At 56.4% G+C, this 18,749-nt stretch carries 13 protein-coding genes, 1 pseudogene and 1 riboswitch; of the genes and pseudogenes, 4 read left to right on the top strand and 10 right to left on the bottom strand.

The features are described 5' to 3' along the window. Positions 1–14: 14 nt before the first annotated feature. On the top strand, positions 15–929 hold the full coding sequence (locus BM412_RS28640; RefSeq protein ID WP_091225125.1) for a polysaccharide deacetylase family protein: 915 nt from the start codon (positions 15–17) through the stop codon (positions 927–929). An 814-nt stretch (positions 930–1,743) separates the two neighbouring features. On the opposite strand, the gene BM412_RS28635 is transcribed toward BM412_RS28640, so the two are convergent. Further along, the gene (locus BM412_RS28635) at positions 1,744–3,318 is read right to left on the bottom strand and encodes a methyl-accepting chemotaxis protein (RefSeq protein ID WP_091225124.1); all 1,575 of its coding nucleotides are present in this window, start codon (positions 3,316–3,318) and stop codon (positions 1,744–1,746) included. 227 nt (positions 3,319–3,545) lie between these two features. After that, positions 3,546–4,049, bottom strand: a complete 504-nt coding sequence (locus tag BM412_RS28630) for a DUF5946 family protein (protein WP_091225123.1) — start codon at positions 4,047–4,049, stop codon at positions 3,546–3,548. A 148-nt stretch (positions 4,050–4,197) separates the two neighbouring features. Here BM412_RS28630 and BM412_RS28625 point away from each other — a divergent pair, with 148 nt between their 5' ends. Further along, a complete protein-coding gene (locus BM412_RS28625) occupies positions 4,198–5,121 on the top strand; it encodes an alpha/beta fold hydrolase (protein ID WP_091225122.1) in 924 nt (307 codons plus the stop codon). Between the two features lie 223 nt (positions 5,122–5,344). Here the strand turns inward: BM412_RS28625 and BM412_RS28620 are convergent, their stop codons facing one another. The 5 genes and pseudogenes from BM412_RS28620 to BM412_RS32280 all read right to left on the bottom strand — a co-directional run bounded on the left by BM412_RS28620 (position 5,345) and on the right by BM412_RS32280 (position 13,474). Continuing rightward, on the bottom strand, positions 5,345–6,307 hold the full coding sequence (locus BM412_RS28620) for an acetylxylan esterase (RefSeq protein ID WP_256256641.1): 963 nt from the start codon (positions 6,305–6,307) through the stop codon (positions 5,345–5,347). Between the two features lie 33 nt (positions 6,308–6,340). Beyond that, on the bottom strand, positions 6,341–7,561 hold the full coding sequence (locus BM412_RS28615; RefSeq protein WP_091225121.1) for an MFS transporter: 1,221 nt from the start codon (positions 7,559–7,561) through the stop codon (positions 6,341–6,343). A gap of 251 nt (positions 7,562–7,812) precedes the next feature. Then, the gene (locus BM412_RS28610; protein ID WP_256256657.1) at positions 7,813–11,118 is read right to left on the bottom strand and encodes an Lhr family ATP-dependent helicase; all 3,306 of its coding nucleotides are present in this window, start codon (positions 11,116–11,118) and stop codon (positions 7,813–7,815) included. A 195-nt stretch (positions 11,119–11,313) separates the two neighbouring features. Further along, a pseudogene (locus tag BM412_RS32960) lies at positions 11,314–12,756 on the bottom strand (DEAD/DEAH box helicase); the annotation flags it as partial. Between the two features lie 559 nt (positions 12,757–13,315). Beyond that, the gene (locus BM412_RS32280) at positions 13,316–13,474 is read right to left on the bottom strand and encodes a hypothetical protein (RefSeq protein WP_177246140.1); all 159 of its coding nucleotides are present in this window, start codon (positions 13,472–13,474) and stop codon (positions 13,316–13,318) included. 170 nt (positions 13,475–13,644) lie between these two features. Between BM412_RS32280 and BM412_RS28605 the strand changes: the two genes are divergently transcribed. Next, the gene (locus BM412_RS28605) at positions 13,645–14,064 is read left to right on the top strand and encodes a hypothetical protein (RefSeq protein ID WP_091225119.1); all 420 of its coding nucleotides are present in this window, start codon (positions 13,645–13,647) and stop codon (positions 14,062–14,064) included. 115 nt (positions 14,065–14,179) lie between these two features. Here the strand turns inward: BM412_RS28605 and BM412_RS28600 are convergent, their stop codons facing one another. From BM412_RS28600 to BM412_RS28590, 3 genes are all read right to left on the bottom strand, one after another. Beyond that, entirely contained in the window at positions 14,180–14,677 is a 498-nt protein-coding gene (locus BM412_RS28600; RefSeq protein WP_256256640.1) for a C40 family peptidase, read from the bottom strand. A gap of 4 nt (positions 14,678–14,681) precedes the next feature. Continuing rightward, a riboswitch (cyclic di-AMP (ydaO/yuaA leader) is annotated at positions 14,682–14,841 on the bottom strand. Positions 14,842–15,149: 308 nt separating this feature from the next. After that, on the bottom strand, positions 15,150–15,968 hold the full coding sequence (locus tag BM412_RS28595) for a hypothetical protein (protein WP_091225118.1): 819 nt from the start codon (positions 15,966–15,968) through the stop codon (positions 15,150–15,152). A gap of 37 nt (positions 15,969–16,005) precedes the next feature. Beyond that, positions 16,006–18,006: a M1 family aminopeptidase gene (locus tag BM412_RS28590; RefSeq protein ID WP_091225117.1), complete on the bottom strand. Its 2,001-nt coding sequence runs from the start codon at positions 18,004–18,006 to the stop codon at positions 16,006–16,008. Positions 18,007–18,159: 153 nt separating this feature from the next. On the opposite strand from BM412_RS28590, the gene BM412_RS28585 reads away from it, so the two are divergent. Next, on the top strand, positions 18,160–18,684 hold the full coding sequence (locus BM412_RS28585) for a YwhD family protein (protein WP_091225116.1): 525 nt from the start codon (positions 18,160–18,162) through the stop codon (positions 18,682–18,684). The last annotated feature ends 65 nt before the right edge of the window (positions 18,685–18,749 follow it).

Genomic DNA, 18,749 nt, shown 5'->3' with positions numbered 1-18,749 from the left:
GGGGAGAGAGCGTGATGAAAGGAAATTATCTCGTCATCAATTGCGATGATTTTGGCCAAAGCGCGCCGATGAATGCGGCCATTATGCATTTGCTCGAGGAGCGGCGAGTTTCGTCGGCGACGATCATGGCGCCGGCGCCCGGCTTCGAGGAAGCGGCGGCTTGGTGCAAGAAGCGCGGACAGTCTAATATCGGGCTGCATCTGACGCTGACCAGTGAATTCGATGCACTGCGCTGGGGCAGTGTGACGGGTCATCCCTCGCTGCACGATGCGAGCGGGCATATGTATCGGACGGTGAAAGAGTTCGAGCGGGGTGCAAATACAGCGGCGGTCGTGCAGGAGATGGATGCTCAGTATGAGCGGGTGCGCCAAGCGGGTATTACCATCTCGCATGCAGACAACCACATGGGCAGTCTGTACGGCATTGCGACCGGCCGCAGCCACATTCCGCAAGTCTTGATGAAATGCGCGAAATGGAAAGTGCCGTTCCGACTGTTTCGCCATGTTCATCCCGAGGACATGATGGCAGCCGTTCCCGGCGTGGAGCGTGCTGTAGGCAAAGCCTCGGCGCTTGCGGGTACGCTCGGCGTAGCGATACCGGACTATCTGCTGTCGCATCCTTTCGAGGTTGAAGAAGGGGAAACGTACGAGTCCTTCAAGCAATCCATCATCGCCAAAATGTACCGCCTACCCGAGGGCATCAGCGAGACATATATCCATCCTGCTATCGAGGATGCCGCCATGCTGGCAGCGATCCCCCACTGGGAGAAGCGGGTGTGGGAATACCGCCTCATGCTCGACGACGATTTGCACGCCGCATTGAAGGACGCCGGCGTCACGCTGACGGACTACAGCTTTATCCAGCAGCATGGCCGCTCATCGCGCCTCCGCTCAGTCTGGGCGCTCGGCACGGAGCTGCTGCGCAAGTAGCCGCTCTGCACGCGGGAGGGCTCGCTAGGCGCGGATCGCTCCGGCTGGCGCTGGGGGAAGAGTGGCTCGTAGGGCAACACATTGGTGGAAACGGAGTGGAAATGTCGGGAGAGTAGCTCTCGGGGCGACACATTGGTGGATAACGAGCAAAATGGTGAAAGAGTAACCTGCCAGGAGATCCTTTCGGAGCAATTTCAGTGGAATGCTGCCGAAGCGGTAGACGTATGGTTAGTTTGAAAGTTGAGAGTTCGGATATCGTACTCTCAGCTTCTTTTTTCGGTTTGTTTTGGTGTTGAGAGTTCGATTTTGTGGCTCTCAGCTGCTGAAGCGGTAGATGTATGGTTAGTTTGAAAGTTGAGAGTTCGGATATCGTACTCTCCGCTTCTTTTTCGATTGGTTTTGGTGCTGAGAGTCCGATTTTGTGGCTCTCAGCTGCTGAAGCGGTAGATGTATGGTTAGTTTGAAAGTTGAGAGTTCGGATATCGAACTCTCGGCTTCTTTTTTGAATGGTTTTGGTGCTGAGAGTTCGAATTTGTGATTCTCAGGTACTGAAGCGGTAGATATGTGGGTAGCTTTGAGCGCATGTAGCGCATCAGGGGATCTACATCGGAGCAAATTCCGCGAAATGAGCACATGTAGCGCACCGGGAGGTCTACATCGGAACAAATTTGGCGAAGTGAGCATGTGTAGCGCACCAGGAGTTCTACATCGTAGCGAATTCGGCGGCTGCCTGCCCTTCGAGCATAGCTCCAATATTAAGCGCAATAAAGGCCGGGTTCCGTTATGGAACTCGGCCTTTTCATCATCGGCTTTATTATAGGCGGAATCGCTTCACCATCGTGTTGAGCTGATAAGCGAGCGAGCCGAGGGATTGGGAGGAGCTTGCCGTCTGTTGTGCGGCGGCGGCGGCTTCTTCGCTGATGGAAGCGATGGATTCGATCTGCTTCATGACTTCCTGGGATTGTGCAGCTTGGCTGACGCTCGAAGCCGCGATTTCTTTGGTCTGCTCCGTTACCTCGCCGACCCGAACCACGATGCTGCCGAGCGCATCGCCGGCTTGCCGGTAGAGCGTCTCGGTCGTCGACATCGCCTTCACGCTCTCATGCGTACTATGCTGCATCCCCTTAATAATATCGGCGATTTGTTTCGTAGCTTCGCCGCTGCGTTCCGCCAGCTTGCGCACCTCGTCTGCCACGACCGCGAAGCCGCGTCCTTGGTCGCCGGCCCGCGCTGCTTCGATTGCGGCATTCAGCGCCAGCAGATTGGTTTGCTCCGCTATGTCGTCGATTACACCAATGATGTTACCGATCTGATTCGAATCCTTTTCCAGTTCATTCATACGCTGCGAGAGCAGATTCATGCTGCGGAGCGATTCTTGCACGGTGTTGCCGCAAGCGATGGCCTCTTTGTTGGTGTTGATGGTAAGATGAGTCGCTTCCTTGGCACGCTGCGACACCGTGCGCACGCCTTCCGAAAGTTTCGTAACGACCTCGGAGGCGGTTTGGGCCGACTCGGCTTGATACATGTTGCCTCTAGCCACTTCATCGGTTGTTGCGGATATTTCGGAGGCGGCTACGGTCACGGCTTCGGCGGATGTCAGCACTTGGCTGATCAGCTCTCGAAGGCCGTTTGCCATGGAATCAATGGACTGCGTAATGGTGCCAAGCTCGTCCTTATAATGCTGGGAAGGACCGTCGTGATGAAGATTGCCTTCCGAAACTTGCTTCACACGATGCAGAATATGATCGACAGACTTCGTGATTCGCCGAATAATGCCAAAACCGGTAAACCCGATAATGAGCACAATTAAGACGATGATGATATAGATAAACAAATGCATGCTCACATTGTCCTTCTGAACCAGTTCTGCCTGCGTAACGGCATATGCATCGAGAAACTCGCCAAGCTCATTTAAACTCTCGCGCGCGGTATCGAAATCCGAAATATCGCTTGTACCGGCAGCGGTCTTATCGGACCATGCTTCAAAATGCGTAGTGAACCGATCGAGGTTTTGCTGAACGGTTAATTTGGATTGCTCATGGATTTCTGCCAAAAGTCCATTCTCGGCTAGGATCGTGCCGGCGCTTCCGACCCGTTCCACGATTTGCTCGATATTTTCGCTCAAATCCTGCTGCTGCTGTTGCAGTTCATCACCGGCTAATTGGCCGTTCGCAATGGACTGATAAGCTGCCAAGGCTTGGTACATGTCGCGGTCAGCATTAAGAATCAGCGAAGTGGTTTGCGCACTGACGTCGTACATCATTGTTTTCATCTGACTCAAATCGGCATTGTTTCTTTGAATCAAATATAGACAAACTACAACAAACAGCACTAACGGAATAGCAAGCAGACCGCTCAACTTCTTCTTTAACGAAACGTTATTCAGCATCCGGACAACCCCTTTTATCTTGGTCCAAGCCAGCTTTGACAGCTTTAGAGCCCATTATAGAGACAAGGTGTTTAGGAAGTTTAATAGTAAATGTTTAAATTGTGTTTGATTTTGGGCAGAACGCTAATAAAACGGTCGTATATTTGAGCCTCGCTACAGGGAAAATAGTACAACTATAAAGAAAGGGTCCCTTCTAAGCAGCAGCTGCTTGGAAGAGACCCTTTTAGCTATTCGGCATGAAGGACGGGCTGAGCGGCTTCCTTGACCCAACTATGGGCATGCGTCCAGCTGTTCCAGACCGCGTGAACCCACTGGTGAATCATTGCATCCCGAGATTCGCCGGCTTCCGCCTGAAGTACCTCTTGAATGGTAATGGAGGCGCTCGTTTGCGGTGGGGTGAGCTCGGGCCATGTGATCTTTTTGCGGCCTAATTCCATATGTGCTTGCTGCACCTGTTTGCCTGTAAACCCTTGCTCCACAACCAGATAGAGGCCAATCAGCGAGAAGGCCGTCGTAATGGAACGAGTGATTCCGCCGGAATGCTGCGCGCCGTAGGAGTCCAGTGCCAACTGATGAATGAATTCGGGCTGTCCGTGCGACGTTGTGTAATAAGATAATTGATTGAACAGCTCCATGCATTCACCGCTTGCATGAAAGCGAGAGGGCTCTGCAAAATACTGATTGGGCAGCATCAGCCCGCACCCGGGACATTTAACGATGGATTGTTTCATGGACATTCCGCCTCCTCTAATCGATAAACTGCGTAAGCTGCATAATCAAGCTTCGGCAAAATGAATCCCATTGAACTGCATAATCGGCTATACGACGGACAACACAACCTACTACACAACATAATGCGCCCAGAGAGGAGAGCACGGGATGACGAAAAAGAAGGACTATTATACCCTTCACAGCGCCGTTTCCAAGGATGGGACGGTCATCGGCTACAGACAGTCCGGCCGTGGCCCCGGTCTTGTCATCATACACGGTGCCTTCGTATCCGGGCATGAATATGAGAAGCTGGCGCAGGAACTATCCGACACGTTTACCGTCTATGTCGTCGATCGGCGTGGGCGCTTGTACAGCGGGCCGCAAGGCATGCAGTACAGCATAGAGAAGGAATGCGAGGATGCCTTGGCCGTTCTTCAAGCAACGGGGGCTCCCTATGTGTTTGGTCACAGCTATGGCGGGTTGATCGCACTGGAGTTGGCGCGAACGACGACCCTGCCCGCAGTTATCAAGCTAGCCGCGTATGAACCGGCCATCTCGGTCGACGGCGAGTTTCCTTCCGGCTGGATGCCCGACTATAAGCGGCAGATGGAGAAGGGCCAAGATCTGGATGCCTTTGTTACCTTTCTTAAAGGAGTCGGAACGTCGGAGCGGATGGTCAAGCTGCCGCGCTGGCTTATTAAGCTGATGCTGCTCCCTTCCTTGCTGTTTCGGGAAGGGCGCAAGCTGCGGGAGAAATTGCCGACGCTCATTAAAGAGATGGATGAGGTGTTCCGCCTCGACTCTACTGTCCGGAATTACAGCGCCATTCGAATAGAGACGCTCATTCTGGCCGGCGGCAATAGCCCCGCATTTCTGCTAAAAGGGGCCGGTGCGGCGGCGGCGGTCATCCCGAACGCCTCGTACTCCGTCATGGAGGGACTTGGTCATAATGCGCCGGACCTGTTCAACCAGAAGGAGATCGCGCAGCGGCTGAAGCGGTATTTTGCCGGAGAAAGGGCCGCCAATGAACAAAAGAACCTCGGGCAGCTCGCTGTGAAAGGCGCAGCGGGTGACAGAGGTTCTTCCGGATAGCCCGTCTGAACCCGGGCATTATGGCATATTCGAGTATGGCTCTGGCACAGCCGGACCGCCTGAAAAGAGGGGCGAGGCAGCATGACGCGCCAAGCTGCTAATCGTACAAACGAGAGGCAAGATGGATCGGTTCACTCCGCTCACTCCTTTAGGCAACCGTAGTCAGACTTACCTAAATTATAGCGGATTGAAGCCATGCGTCCATCGCTATTTTTGGCGAAATTTAGCGAAACTGCTTCTGCAGAAAAAGAATCCGTTCCCGGTTGTGATACTCCCCGATTTCGTGGCCGCTAAAAGGGTAATCGAAGATCGCTTTCTCCGATGTAATCCGGTTGTAAACCGCATAGATCGTCTCCGGCAGGCAGACGCCGTCCTTCCAACCGACAGACATCAGGACAGGAACCTTGATGCGTGATGCAAGATTTAGCATGTCATAGTGGGCCAGCGTATGTAGAATCGGCTCCAGCTGGTCAGGATAACGCTTGATATGCTGCGCGACCTCCGATAAGGAGCTGCTGGAATGGAGCACGCCGTGATCCATATTGCACATATTCGGAATGTCGGCAATAATGGCCGTTACTTTGGGGTTCAGCGCTGCCGAGATTAAAGCGAGACCGCCGCCTTGGCTGCCGCCTACTGAAGCTAGTCTGTCCGGATCAACCTCGGGCTGAGCTGCAGCGGCATCGATGGCGCGAACGACATCAAGCGTCAGGGCATGGTAATACGAGCCTTCCGGCTCCAGCAGATTGCCGGATACCCAGCCTTTCACCGAGCCGGCTTGCTCCGGCATGTAATTGCCGGTTTCGCCGCCTTGGCCCCTCACGTCTACAGCGAATACGGCGTAGCCGAGAAGCAGCCAGCTCGCGTAGCGCTCCGGATACCCGCGATCGTCGGTATAGCCGGGGAAGGTTACGATACAAGGGAGCTTGGCACCCGCGCTTGCCGCGGCTTGCGGAACGATAAACCAGCCGTGAATCGGCGTGTCGTCGAAGCCTTTATAGGAGATTTTATCGACGGTAACGCCCGGGAAAGGGGAGTCCGCGCGCTCGCGGCAGAGCTCCAGCGGGATATCGTCATATTTTCGCAAAACCCTGTCCCAGAAGGCCTGAAGCTGATCAGGATCCATCGTCAGCTCCGCTGAGTAATTCATAAGCTCGCGCTTGCGGCGAGAAATGGCGTCGTTCACAGTAGAATGCCTCCTCCAAGTCGGTATTGAGTATTATTTGTGCATCGTCATGAGCACGGAAGCCGTCGCTGAAGCCGATCGACGAGATGTAAGTGAAGCCCACAGAATAACGAGCAGCATCAATGCCGCCGTACCTGCGAATAACCAGCGAACCGCTTCCGGGCCGTGCTGGTCGAGGAACCAGCCGGTTCCTTTAGGCAGCAGCGCGCCGCCGATACCGCCGCAAGCCATGAGCAAACTGGTCGTCCGCTCGGTCCTACCCGGCGTTGCCCGGTTGGCAAATACAAGTGCAATTGCAAACATGCCCGACATCGTCAGACCGACGGCAAAAGCGAGCACGAATGCCGGCAATGCCCCGGTAAACAAGGTCATCAGAATGAATAGAACGGCGGTGATGATACAAGTACCGATCAAGTAGGCCGAGCCGCCTACGCGATCGGCGATTTGCCCGGCAACCAAACGTCCGATGACCATTGCGCCCCAGAAGAGACTAAGCGCCAGCGTAGCCGACGATTCCACCAAACCGTTCGTTTGAACGAGCAAGGAAGGCAGGTAATGGATGTAGCTCATTTCAAGGCCGACATAAACGATGAAGAAAACAGCGCACGCGACCAGAATAACCAGCGAGCGTGAAGTCAGTTTCGGTGCGGCCTCCGCGTGTACCTCATGCCCACCATGGACGGAGCCTCCCGCCGAAGCAGCAGGTTGATCCAGAACGGAAGGCCACCAGATCGACCACAGTAAGAAGGTAACGGCAGCCAGTACACCGACGATTCCGAAGGACAGCTTCCAATAACCGGCCTCGATTAAGGCTGCACCCGCGAATGGAATCAGCAAAGCGCCGACGCCGAAAAAGGTTTCCACGCGGCTCATCGCCGTGTTGGCTTTTGCCCCTGAGGCCCCGATAATAAAGGACCCCACAACCGCTTCGGTCATGCCAAGGCCGACCCCTGCAAAAGGCGCAATCGTGAGCATCACCCACCATGGCGGCAGCAGCGTGTATAGAAATTCAGCTACGGTCATGAAGCCGATGGCGGACAACAGCACCGCTTTTTTGCCAACCTTTCCGATGAGCCATGGCGCGCACAGAATACCCGCCATTCCCCCGAGAAATTGATGCATGACGAGCTGACCGCCATCGCCATATTGTACGCCATAGGCGTGAACCATCGGTTCCATTATAGCGCCGATGACCAATTGACCGAGCCCGACAACCAGATAAGCGAAACAACCGAGATAGACTAACCGAGACATTCCAGTGCTCCTCACGTGATAGATTATGTCCACCATAACATATATGGGAGAGAGGAACGATATGAAAATATAACGGATTTCCATAACAAAACAGCCTCTCTGCCTGCAGTTTGGGTTTGCAGAAAGAGAGGCTGTTTGTGTTTGGCGTAGCACAACAAGAGTCCGCTTGAGCCAGTGGAGTATGGCTGAAGAAAGAGAAGCTGCTTGTGCTAGCGTAGGTTGCTTGTCTGCGGAAAGAGAAGCTGTTTGTGTTAGCGGAGGTTGCTTGGCCACAGCACAAGCGAGCGGTTGTCGCGCTCGGCGCCCATGGCGCGCAGCATCTCTTGGGCGGCGACCGACTCGGTAATCGGCTCCCCGTTCCATCGGTCGATCTTGATCTTGCTCAGTCCGTGCTGGCGGAGCAGCATGCGGAAGATTTCTTTGAGCTCGGCAGCGCCGATGGTGGTGGCAGTGCTTGGCGCGGCCGTCTCGGACGCAGTCGTTAAAGCAGATAGGTCAACGATGTGGCGGCCGTTATTTTCGAGCCAATATCGCCATTGCCCCTGCTGCAGCACGAGGTAATTGCCGCTCTTGCGGGCGAACCCGGTGCCGCGGACGCTCGGCCAATCGGCGGCCAGGCCGAATGGATTGGCCGGGTCGGTCGCGGCGAGGACTGTGACGGCGGCATTGTCTTGGCCGGGCAGCGGCTGGCGGACCGAGGCAATTTGCTCGCGCCGCGCGAACTGCAAGGTTTGCACGCCTTGCACCAGCAAGCCGCGGGTCACGACGCCCCATTGCTCCAGCTGCTTGAGCATCGGCAGCAGTTCCTCCCAGCTGAATGGCGAGAGCTGGGCGACGAGATCTTTGGACACGATGCCGTAGCTGTCCAGCAGATGCTGCGTCCAGTGAAGCGCCGACTCCGACAGCTCGGAGGATACGGAGCGCAGCTGGGCGGCGTCGATTGCCCCGGTTGGGGCGCCCGAGGCATCGTTTTGAAGGGCGGGCTGACCGGGCTGAGCGGGCAGGGCAGGTATGGCCGGCGGAACGGGCGGTGCGGACTGACCCGGCCGAGCGAGTAGTGCAGGTGGTGCAGGTGGAACGGGCTGCTCGCTTAGCGGGCCTGTCCAGTACCAGCGCCCAAGGCCGGAGCCGGTGCGGGCGAGCTGCTTGCCCTTGGTCTGCAGCTGCAGACGGAGCGGCGCGAATTGGTCGTTCGAGACCGTGCCCTCCCAGATCAGATCGAGCAGATCCGTCAGCAGCTCGGACGGCACCTTGCCGTAATCGCGGCTTAGCTTAGTCAGGAAGCTGGCCCCGCCTTCCTGCAGCAGCGCAAGCAGGCGCGGATGCTTCGTGCTGTCGGCGGCTTGGACGGCACGTGCGATTACAGGCGCATAGAGCGGCTTGGATTCCGAGAGGAAGAAGGCGATTTTGCCTTCCTTCTCGCTCTCTTCTTTGCGGCCGATCCAGATGATTTCACCGGAGGCGCAAAGCAAGTCCAGGTCGTCTTTGCGATAACCGATCACCCGGGAGGGGAACACAACGGACTCCCAATGCGAAGCGGGCAAGAAGAAGCCTTGCAGCCGCTCGATTACCATGCGCAAGCCGTCGATTCCGCTCAGCTGTGAGCCGGAGAGAGCATGCTGGAGCATGGACATATGAGCGCACCAGCGAATGGGATCGATCGGCTCGGCTTGTTTCCGTGCTTGCTCCATGGTCAGGCGGATCAGTCGCTTGGCCACTTGGCGGCTCGTCCATATCCGCTCGTCATCACTGTCGGCGAAAGGAGCGGATTCGATCCGATCGAGCTGCAGCAGCACCTCGGGAATATGCGCTGACTCAGCCGGTGACAGCTGCGGATACCGCTCACGCAGCTCTTCTTCGGTAAAAGAAAGCCGGTGGTCTGCGAAGCGACCGGCAATAAAAGCGATGGCGCTGTCGCTTCCGGGAAACGCAGCGTACATGTCCTGCTCCTCCGCGCATATCCAGCGGCGCAGCCGGAGGCCGATCGGTTGCTCCGCGATACGGCCTGCTTCGCGCAGAACTTGCAGCCATCCCGGTACGGATTCACCGGCAATGGCGGTTAGCTCCTCTGTCGACAGATCGCCGCGCTGTTTAAGCAGCATATACAGATCCTCGGCGTTTGACGGGACTTGTCGGCCGCCGGTTTCCAAGCGCTCTTGCTCCGTCTGTGCGATGACAGGGTCGACCGCTCGTTGAACAGTCTCCTCGCCGAAAAGCTGTCCTGCCAGCGACTTGCTCACGCTCAGCAGTTGGAGCTGCGTTGCTTCGCTCAAGCCATCGCCTTCATAGAGCATCATGTTGGCGTAGTCGGCGAGAAACTGAACCGCAAAAGGCGACGGCGCATGCGATTCCTTAACCAGTACCTCGATTTGGCCGGCGGTGATGGCTTCGAGCAACTGCTTCAGCCCATTTGTATCGAGGTAGTCGTGCAGACATTCCCGCATGGCCTCCTCAAGATAAGGGAACTGCTCGGCATAGGGGAGCGACTGCTTCAGCAGTTCTTCGCAGCGCAGACGCTTTTGCCACATCGGCGTACGAGTGAAGCTGCGGGAGAGAAGTAACGACGTCTCTGCAATACGACGGAATGATAAACCGAGAAACGGGGAACCCGTGATCGCTTCGGTGAGAAGCGATTCCACGCTGTCCGCCGTAATTTGCCACAGCGTCTGCAGCCAGGAGGCGTCCCAATCGGGCACGACCAGCTCGATGCCGTTATCTTTGGCGTTGCCGTACATCGAGTAGGGCAGCAGTCGCTGGAATTGTCGTTCGATTGCGAGCAGCCACGTTCGGTTGACACGTCTGCCAAACGGATTATGGATAATGATGCGGGTCTGGTTCATCAGATCGCGGTAATGCTCGATGATGATCCGCCGCTCTGTCGGCAGCCCAAGCGCATGATGCTGGGACTGGATGAGCCCGATCAACTCAGAAGCGGCATAATGATCGAGTCCATATTCGGCGTCGAGCCAGGCGATGGTGACGTCTTCCCGTTTCCTCGCCAGCACGGAGTCGCTTTTATTCGCGGGGTCATCCAGTGCCAGCCTGGCGGAAAGCTGCTCCAGAAAATGCCCGAGCTGAATGCCGACCTCCACGCTTCGGCTGGCGTTCTCCGCCTGCCAGAAAGGGATCTCGCTAAAGCGATTCGGCGCTTCTTGAACATAAACGCGGTCGTTCTCGATGCTGCTAATCATCCAGGAACTTGTTCCGAGCTGAAACACGTCGCCTACGCGGCTTTCTGCTATATAAGTCTCATCCAGCTCGCCTAAGTGTGTGCGGCTGTCCGCATGGTGAACGGGATAGGCGGAACTTTGCGGAATGGTGCCAGCGCCGGTAATGGCGGCCATGGATGTATTGGCTCTTTTGCGGAGCATGTTGGTGGCGCGGTCCCATTCCATCAGAGGCCGTGCGAACGGATAAAATCCCGACAGCACCTTGAGCGCCGCTTCCAACCGCTCTCGCGGAAAACCGCGGAAACATTCGCTATGTATGATGAGTTTGTACAAAGCATCTACTGAGATATCCTCCGCCGCAACGATGGACGTCATGTGTTGCGACAAGACGTCCAGCGGCTCTCGCGGCAGGGTGATCGCTTCGATGTCGCGCCGGCCGATATTGCGGCAGAGCACTGCCGCCTCCGGCAGCTCGCTGCGCGATCGCGCGATGATGAAGCCGCGGCTCACATCGCCGACGGCGTGACCGGCGCGGCCGATCCGCTGAATGCCGGCGGCTGCCGCTTTGGGCGAGTCGACCTGAATCACGAGGTCGACATGGCCCACGTCAATGCCGAGCTCGAGCGAGGAGGTGGCGACAAGGCAGCGCAGCTCGCCGGCCTTGAGCATGCGCTCGACCTCAAGCCGCCGCTCGCGCGAGAGGCTGCCGTGATGGGCGCGCGCCAGTTCATAGCCCGCGTGCTCGTTGAGCCGCAGCACGAGCCGCTCACACATGCGGCGGCTGTTCACGAACAACAGCACGGAGCGTGCGCCTTCCATCAGCGCCATCATCCGTTCGATGATGGGCTGCCAGACGCCATCGCGCGTGCGGGCAGGGCGGCTGAGGTCCGGCATCGTCACCCGGACCTCGATGGACTTGGTCATCGCGCTCTCGACGATGACCACCCGGCGCTGCGTATACCCTAGCGGATGCACCAGCTCGGTCTCGCCAAGCCGCCCCGAGAAGAGCGCGTCCGCGCCAAGCTCGCCGAGCGGAGCCGCGCCGTCACGCGCCGCAGCCCGGCCGTCGCCCGCGCTCACGCCAAGCTTGCCGAGCAGTGCCGCGCTGTCTCGCGCTGCAGCCTGGCCGTCGCCCGCGCTCAGCTCACCGAGCAAGGCCGCACCATCTCGCGCCGCAACCGCGCCGTCGCCCGCGCTCACGCCAAGCTCGCCGAGCGGAGCCGCGCCGTCACGCGCCGCAGCCTGGCCGTCGCCAGCGCTCAGCTCACCGAGCAGTGCCGCACCATCTCGCGCTGCAGCCCCGCGATCGCCCGCGCCTGCCTGCGGCTCCCAGCCGCCAAGAAATCGCGCGACCCGCGACAGCGGCTTCTGCGTCGCAGACACGCCGATCCGCTGCACAGGTTGTGCCGCGAGCGCGGACAACCGCTCCAGCGAGAGCGACAAATGCGCGCCGCGCTTGTCGCCGGCAAGGCTGTGAATCTCGTCGACGATGACAGTCTCCACCGTTCCGAGCATGCTGCGGCCTTTGTCCGAGGTGAGCAGCAGGTAGAGCGACTCCGGCGTCGTCACGAGCACGTCGGGGGGGCGCCTCGCCATGCGTGCGCGTTCACTGGAAGGCGTATCGCCGGTCCGCACCGCCGAGCGGAGGCCCGGCCATGCCTCAGAGGCGTCATCGCCTTCGCTACTTTCAAACCGCTCAATGTCCTCCATAAACCCGACCAAATGGTGCTGAATATCATTGTTGAGCGCTTTTAGCGGCGTAATGTACAGCACGCGCACGCCGGATGACAAAGCTTTACCCCGTGCGGCAGCAGCCAGCTTGCGTTGAGCAAGCCGATTCAAGCATGGCAGCAATGCCGCCAGCGTTTTGCCTGAGCCGGTTGGCGCAGCAATCAGTGTATGACGGCCTTCCACGATGGCGGCCCATGCTTCGAGCTGGACAGGGGTAGGCTCACCGAACGTTTGCCCAAACCAGCCGGCCAGCGTCTTATGAAATCCCGCGAGCGCGGGAGAAGAGAGTGACATGGCGAAACCTCCTTAGCTATGAAAAACTCAGAACGTACAATTCCATCTCCAGAGGACGTCGACAGCTACTTTTTACGGTAAAGCGCACCTCAGAGCCCTTTTTTCAGCAAACTTACTCGCTAAAAAATTCTAACGAATCCTACAGGCCTTATTTCGGCCAATAAACACGATATAAAAATCTAACGAATCCTACAGGTCTTATTTGGCCGGAAACTGCTCTTTTCCAGCCCAATTCACCTAAATAAGACCGCTAGGATTCGTTAGAGTTGAAAAGTAGCGGTTTTCGCTAAAATAAGACCTCTACGATTCGTTAGCGTGCAACCACTGCATTAACACGGAAGGCCGCTGCCGCTGACCCCAGCCCGAAGCGCCGGCCAGGCGAACAGCAGCCCCACCGCAATAAAACGACCTACGGCACCGGCCGCCGCGTCTGCGACATCCTCGACCTACGGCACCGGCCACCGCGTCTGCGAGATCCTCGACCTTCCCGGCACAGCCACCGCATATGCGACATCCTCGACCTTCCCGGCACAGCCGTCGCGTCTGCGACTTTCTCCACCTACTCGGCACCGGCCGCCGCGTCTGCGACATCCTCGACCTTCCCCGCACCAGCCGTCACACCGACGCTTTTCCCTTTCCTCGGCACGCAGCCGTCGAGCCAGCGCCTTTGCCCTTTCCTTCGCACAGACTCCACAACGCCGCCTGTCCCCACCGTCACGCCGCCGCAACACCAACGCCCATCCCCGCATCTATCATCCTACTATTCATCATGAGTCAATCGATTCCTCTTTAGACAGGCCTCGCCGTCCGATCCTGCTAAAAATCGGTCATTTGTTAAGCTTCGTTACATAAACTTTAAAAAAAGAATCCATACGGGAGGAATCCGGGATGGCAGGATGGCGGGACAGCTTAGAGAATCGGCGGGCGGAGTGGAAGAAGCTTGAGGTAGGTTTTACCGATACGCTGGCGGGTCGTCGCGTGCTGCGGGTGACGGGGCCAAGAACGCCGCGCTTGATGACGCCGGTGACGAAGACGGTTCGTCAAGAGGAGCTGAAGGCAGTAGCCGATACGTTCGATGCGGGGCTTGCTTGTTTCTGCCTAGGGGAGCTGCCGGCGGGGGAGCGTCAATCCTTCCTCGAGGCCTGGCATGAGCGGCTTGCCTCAGGAGCGATCGTCGTCATGGCCGACCGCCGGAGCGAGGGCTGCGCGACGCCGATCGAGCTGCATGATCTGTTTGCGCCGCTCGGCAGCAAGCTCGATGTCCAGGTGGGCCGAACATTCTGGTGGGTGCGCTATTTAAGGCGGTAATCCCGAATACGCCCCATAGCGAAACAAAAGAAGCCGCAGATGCTTGTCCCGAAGGACGAACAGCTGCGGCTTCTTTTGTGCTCACACAGGCACCTAAAGACGGTGCAGGTCAATCTTACTCGTCGTCGCCGCCATCTGCTACGTCAGAAGGCTCGTCCGCGTATTTCTCATACGTGCTCGGGCTCATCACACGGCGTGCTGTAACGTACCGTTTGGAGTAATAGGAATCGCTTAGCGCGCTGATGGTAACGCCTTTGCTGCTGGAGGAGTGTGCAAACTTGCCTTCTCCAACATAGATGCCAACATGCGAGATTCCTTTGCCAGTCGTATTAAAGAATACGAGGTCGCCGGGAATCAAATCCGCTTTCGCGATTTTCTTGCCGAGCTGTGCTTGCGAACGGGATGCATGCGGGATATCCACGCCGAGTTTATCAAACACGTACATGGTGAATCCGGAGCAGTCAAACCCTTTCGTGGTCGTGCCGGTGTACACGTAAGGTGTACCGATCAGATCTGAGATGACCCCATCCATTTTGGATTGCGCGAAAACGCTTCCTGTTTGAAAAAGTAGAAGCATCGCCAGTCCGATCAAAAGTGCAGAAACCTTTTTCAAAGCGGGAAACTCCTTCCAGTGCCTACGAGGTTAGCTGTGGGGTTCGGTTGAAGGCTCCCTATGATCACCTCTGGCATTCCGCGTCTTGCTGTGCGGATGTCGGGATCAATTCACCCAAGATGGTTCCCCCGTTTCCCGTGATGGGAATTCGGCAAAATTTTCATTTCTAGGCATAATTATTCGATCATTTTCTTCCTTCTCCTTCCTAGTTCACAACTTGTTCACAAATTAAAATTATTAGAATGCAACCTTTTGCCTCTCATTTTCGTATAGCGGCCGCTGGTTTCAGCCATTTCAGGGGGTCGCTCACGCCACGGCCCACCGTGCAAAGCATGTCTCATCTTGAACACAAACACATGTCAAAAAAACCCGCTCTGTCGAGGGGTTTGTCTTTTATATGCCATTAATTAGTGGAAAAGGAGGCCGACCCACTGTCATCAACATGACATGGTGGGCGGCCTCCCCGCATGGATTAGACTTGTTTCGACTGCCAGGCATCATACTGGGCGGCTACCGTCCACACCTTCATGATCGTTCGAATTAACTGGTAGCCTTGATGCAGGATAAGCGCCAGCAGGCCCGCCCAAAGCAGCGATACGGAGGCAATTGTCATGCTGAGTACGGCTCCGATGGCCCACATCAGAATGGAGATGCCCGCGAAAGGCAGGAAGTTCGCGATGCACGTCCATAAGGACCTGAAGGCGCCGGTTCCGGCGACTGCTCCGAACTGCATGGAGAGGAAGAGCAGGTGGATCAGAACCGCCCAGGCGAGCCAAGCGCCCGCCCACGGTCCGGCTTGCTGCGCAAACTCCAGCAGGGAGCTGCTTCCCAGCAGTTTCGTTAACGCCCGCGGCAACAGCCAGATGGCCGGCAGAAGGGTGAGCGTCGTCTCGATTAAGTAGAGCAGCGCTACCGGCTTCCAAGCCGCTCGAATGCCTTTTAGAAATTTCGTGCCGGCATCATCCGTCACATGGTGGAGGGAGTGGAACAGCCCTGCATTGAGGAAAGGGGTGATCACGATGCGCCCGGCCAGCAGCCCGCAGAAAAGCCAGAGATAGGGACGGATTAGATCGGTCTTGATGAGCTGGAACTGCGCCTCCGTCATGAAGAGCTGAACGGCCGTGCCGCTGCTGCCAATGCTGTCCGGGAACCTTTTTAGCAGCGGTACGGTAATGCCTTCAATGGTTCGATAGAGGAAGAAGCCCCAGATCAGCTCGTATAGAAACAGCATAATGATAATGTAGAAGTGCTTAACGGTCAGTCGCCAGCCTTGCTTCAGATGCGTTCTCATTTATCATCACCTCCTGGAAATAGTAGTGTGGGACTCATCACCATGCGATGGAAGCAAATATGCTCTCAATGAGCTTGGAGACGCCGACACTCCAGCGCGTGCGCGATTTCTCCGCGAGCTCGGCCTTCATAAAGTTATTGATATGTTTGTTGTCGAGCACGTTGTCGTTGTGCGGATCGACGGCGGCCCACAGCAGCTTGGAAGGGTGCACGATTTTATATTGAATGTGGGTTTCTTGGCCATCCCACACTTTAGGCATCAGCGTACCGTCGGCAAAATGGAACACGACCGACACCGGCCCGGAGCTGCCGCCTGTCTTCTTAATGAGTACGACCGATTCATACTGCGTCTCATTGCCTTGCTTCACCGGCCGTACATGAATGGAAGCGACCGAGTAATCGGACATGGCATTCCCGTACACGAAATGGCTGAAGTAATCGTTCCACTTGGTTTTCGTTACGGTTTCCACGACGCGCTGGAAGTCGGCGGTGGAAGGATGCTTGAATTTATATTTTTGAAAATATGTCCGCATAATCTTGCGCATCGTCTGGGCTCCGACCTGCTTCTCGATGCCGAAGAGCACCAGTTTCGCGCGCATGTACACATTTTCCGCATAGTGGTTGTTGCTGTGATAGGACCAGGACAGCTGCTTCAGCGGGGCCGGGTCCGTCATGTAGCTTGCTTCGACCGGCAAATTCGGCTCCACGCCGTATTCGCTCTCCATCACTTTGTCCTCGGCATAGGAGGTGAAGCCTTCATCGAGCCATGCCTCTTCGAATTCATTGGAGGCAACCATGCCGTACCAATATTGATGGCCGATCTCGTGGACGACCGTTCGCTCCAGATCGTAGCCGGGATTCTCATTCTCTGCGGCGAATGCGGTAATCAGTGTCGGGTACTCCATTCCGCCTGCGCCGTTGCCGCCTTTTGGCGGAACCACGACGGAGAGCGTGGTATAGGGGTAAGCGCCGTACCATTGCGCATATTTGGCGAGCGCGGATTTGGCTGCGTGCATATAGCGGTCCTTGAACTTGGCGTGCAGCGGATCCAAGTAGAGCTTGATTCGAACGCCCGGAACGCCGTCCGTGGAGAATGGTTCCTCCGCATAAACGAAATCCGGTGAGGCCGACCAGCCAAAATCATGCACGTCATCGGCGTAGTACTGGTAGGTTTTGCGTCCGTTAGATACGATGGAAGGTTTGGTTTGGAAGCCGGTAGCCGCTACCTTATAGCTGTCCGGAACGTTGATCTTCACGCTGTAGATGCCGAAGTCGCTGTAAAATTCCGAGTTGCCGTGATACTGATGGATGTTCCAGCCTTCGGCCGCCCGTCCCCGTGTGCCCGCTGTCTCATACACGCACAGCTTCGGAAACCATTGGCCAGCCATAATGAAGTTGCCGGAATAGCCCATCCTCGCGAACACCTCAGGGAGCTTGACCTCGAATTTCATGCGAAGCGTGACGCTCTTGCCCGGTGCGACAGCCTGGGGCAGCCGCAGCTTGGCCAGCGTTAAATCATTCGGATTGCTGTCATCGGGCTGCACGAAATGCAGACGCGGGAGAAGGCTGTAGCCTTCGGTCGTCTCCAGGGAGAGCAGGTTCATGTAGCCGATGCTGTCCGCAGTCGCTTTATCGTTGCGGAGCTGACCGCCGGATTCTCTCATGAAGGTAGTGTCTTTGGAGCGGAAGGCATTCGGATACAGATGGAAATACATCTCGGATACCTGCTGCCTGCCGGGGTTTGTCCATGTGACAGACTGCTCCCCGATCAACATATGCGTATCCTCCTGAAGTTTCACATCGATGTGGTACTCCGTGACCCGTTTGCTGAGCGACACCGGCTTTGGCTGCATCACAATATCGGGCTCCGGAGCAGTGGACGGAGCAGCAGGCTTCGGCGCCGTGTCTTTCTTGGCAGGAGCGGAGGCGTATGTATATTGCGAAACCCAGGCATCTCCGAACCCTTGCCTTGCCGTTAAGCCCAGAATCACGGCGACGAGGGCAAAGAGTAGAAAACGTTTGGCGTTACGTGGATTCATTGAAAGATTCCCTCCCGTTGACAAGCATCTAAAGCATGTATATGTTTGCTTTTCCGAGATTATTAGCTAAAATGGAATTAATGTGCGGACAGGCGCCAAAACCGCGCCGGACGTGGAATCGCAGTGTTTTGGAGATGGGAGTTGAAGCGTAAGATGAGTGATCAAGAGAAAGATCAACAGCCCGTGGAGAAGAAAGAGAAGAAGTCTCTCTCTTTGAACGTGGTGAGCAATAAGGAACATAAAGGCTTTGGTGCGGGGACGATTGACCTGAGCAGCGTATCCTGCGTCATGATCGATAACGGCGAGGCTTATATTGATGTAGGCGCGATGCATGCGAAGAGCAAGATCGAGAAGGGGATCAAATTCAGCACGAACAAGGAAGATGTGCCTAACGGCCGTCTGTGCTGGATCGTCTGGGTTGCCGTTGACCGCAATGAAGAAGGTTCGTTCTATGCAGGGGCTACTGCTTGCCCAATGTTGGTCGACACGGAAGCACGCAGAGGTTGGAAGATCCTTGCCCAGCACGTCAACAACTTGGATTACGCGATCAAACGCCGTTTCGTGCTCGATGAGCTTGGAACGGAAGAGAAAGCGGCGCTCAAGAAGCTGCTCGTCACCAACAATCAGGAGTGGTGGGACCGCTCGCCGGATAAGTTGAAGGAAGCACTGAACGTGTAATGCGTAACGTATAACAAGCACTTTTGCTGTAAATGAAGCCGTTTTGCCGACTCTCTTATGTGGAG

It is taken from the genome of Paenibacillus sp. BC26 (assembly GCF_900116125.1).
GTDB lineage: Bacteria > Bacillota > Bacilli > Paenibacillales > Paenibacillaceae > Paenibacillus_Z > Paenibacillus_Z lignilyticus.
This window is presented reverse-complemented; position numbering and strand designations above follow the sequence as displayed.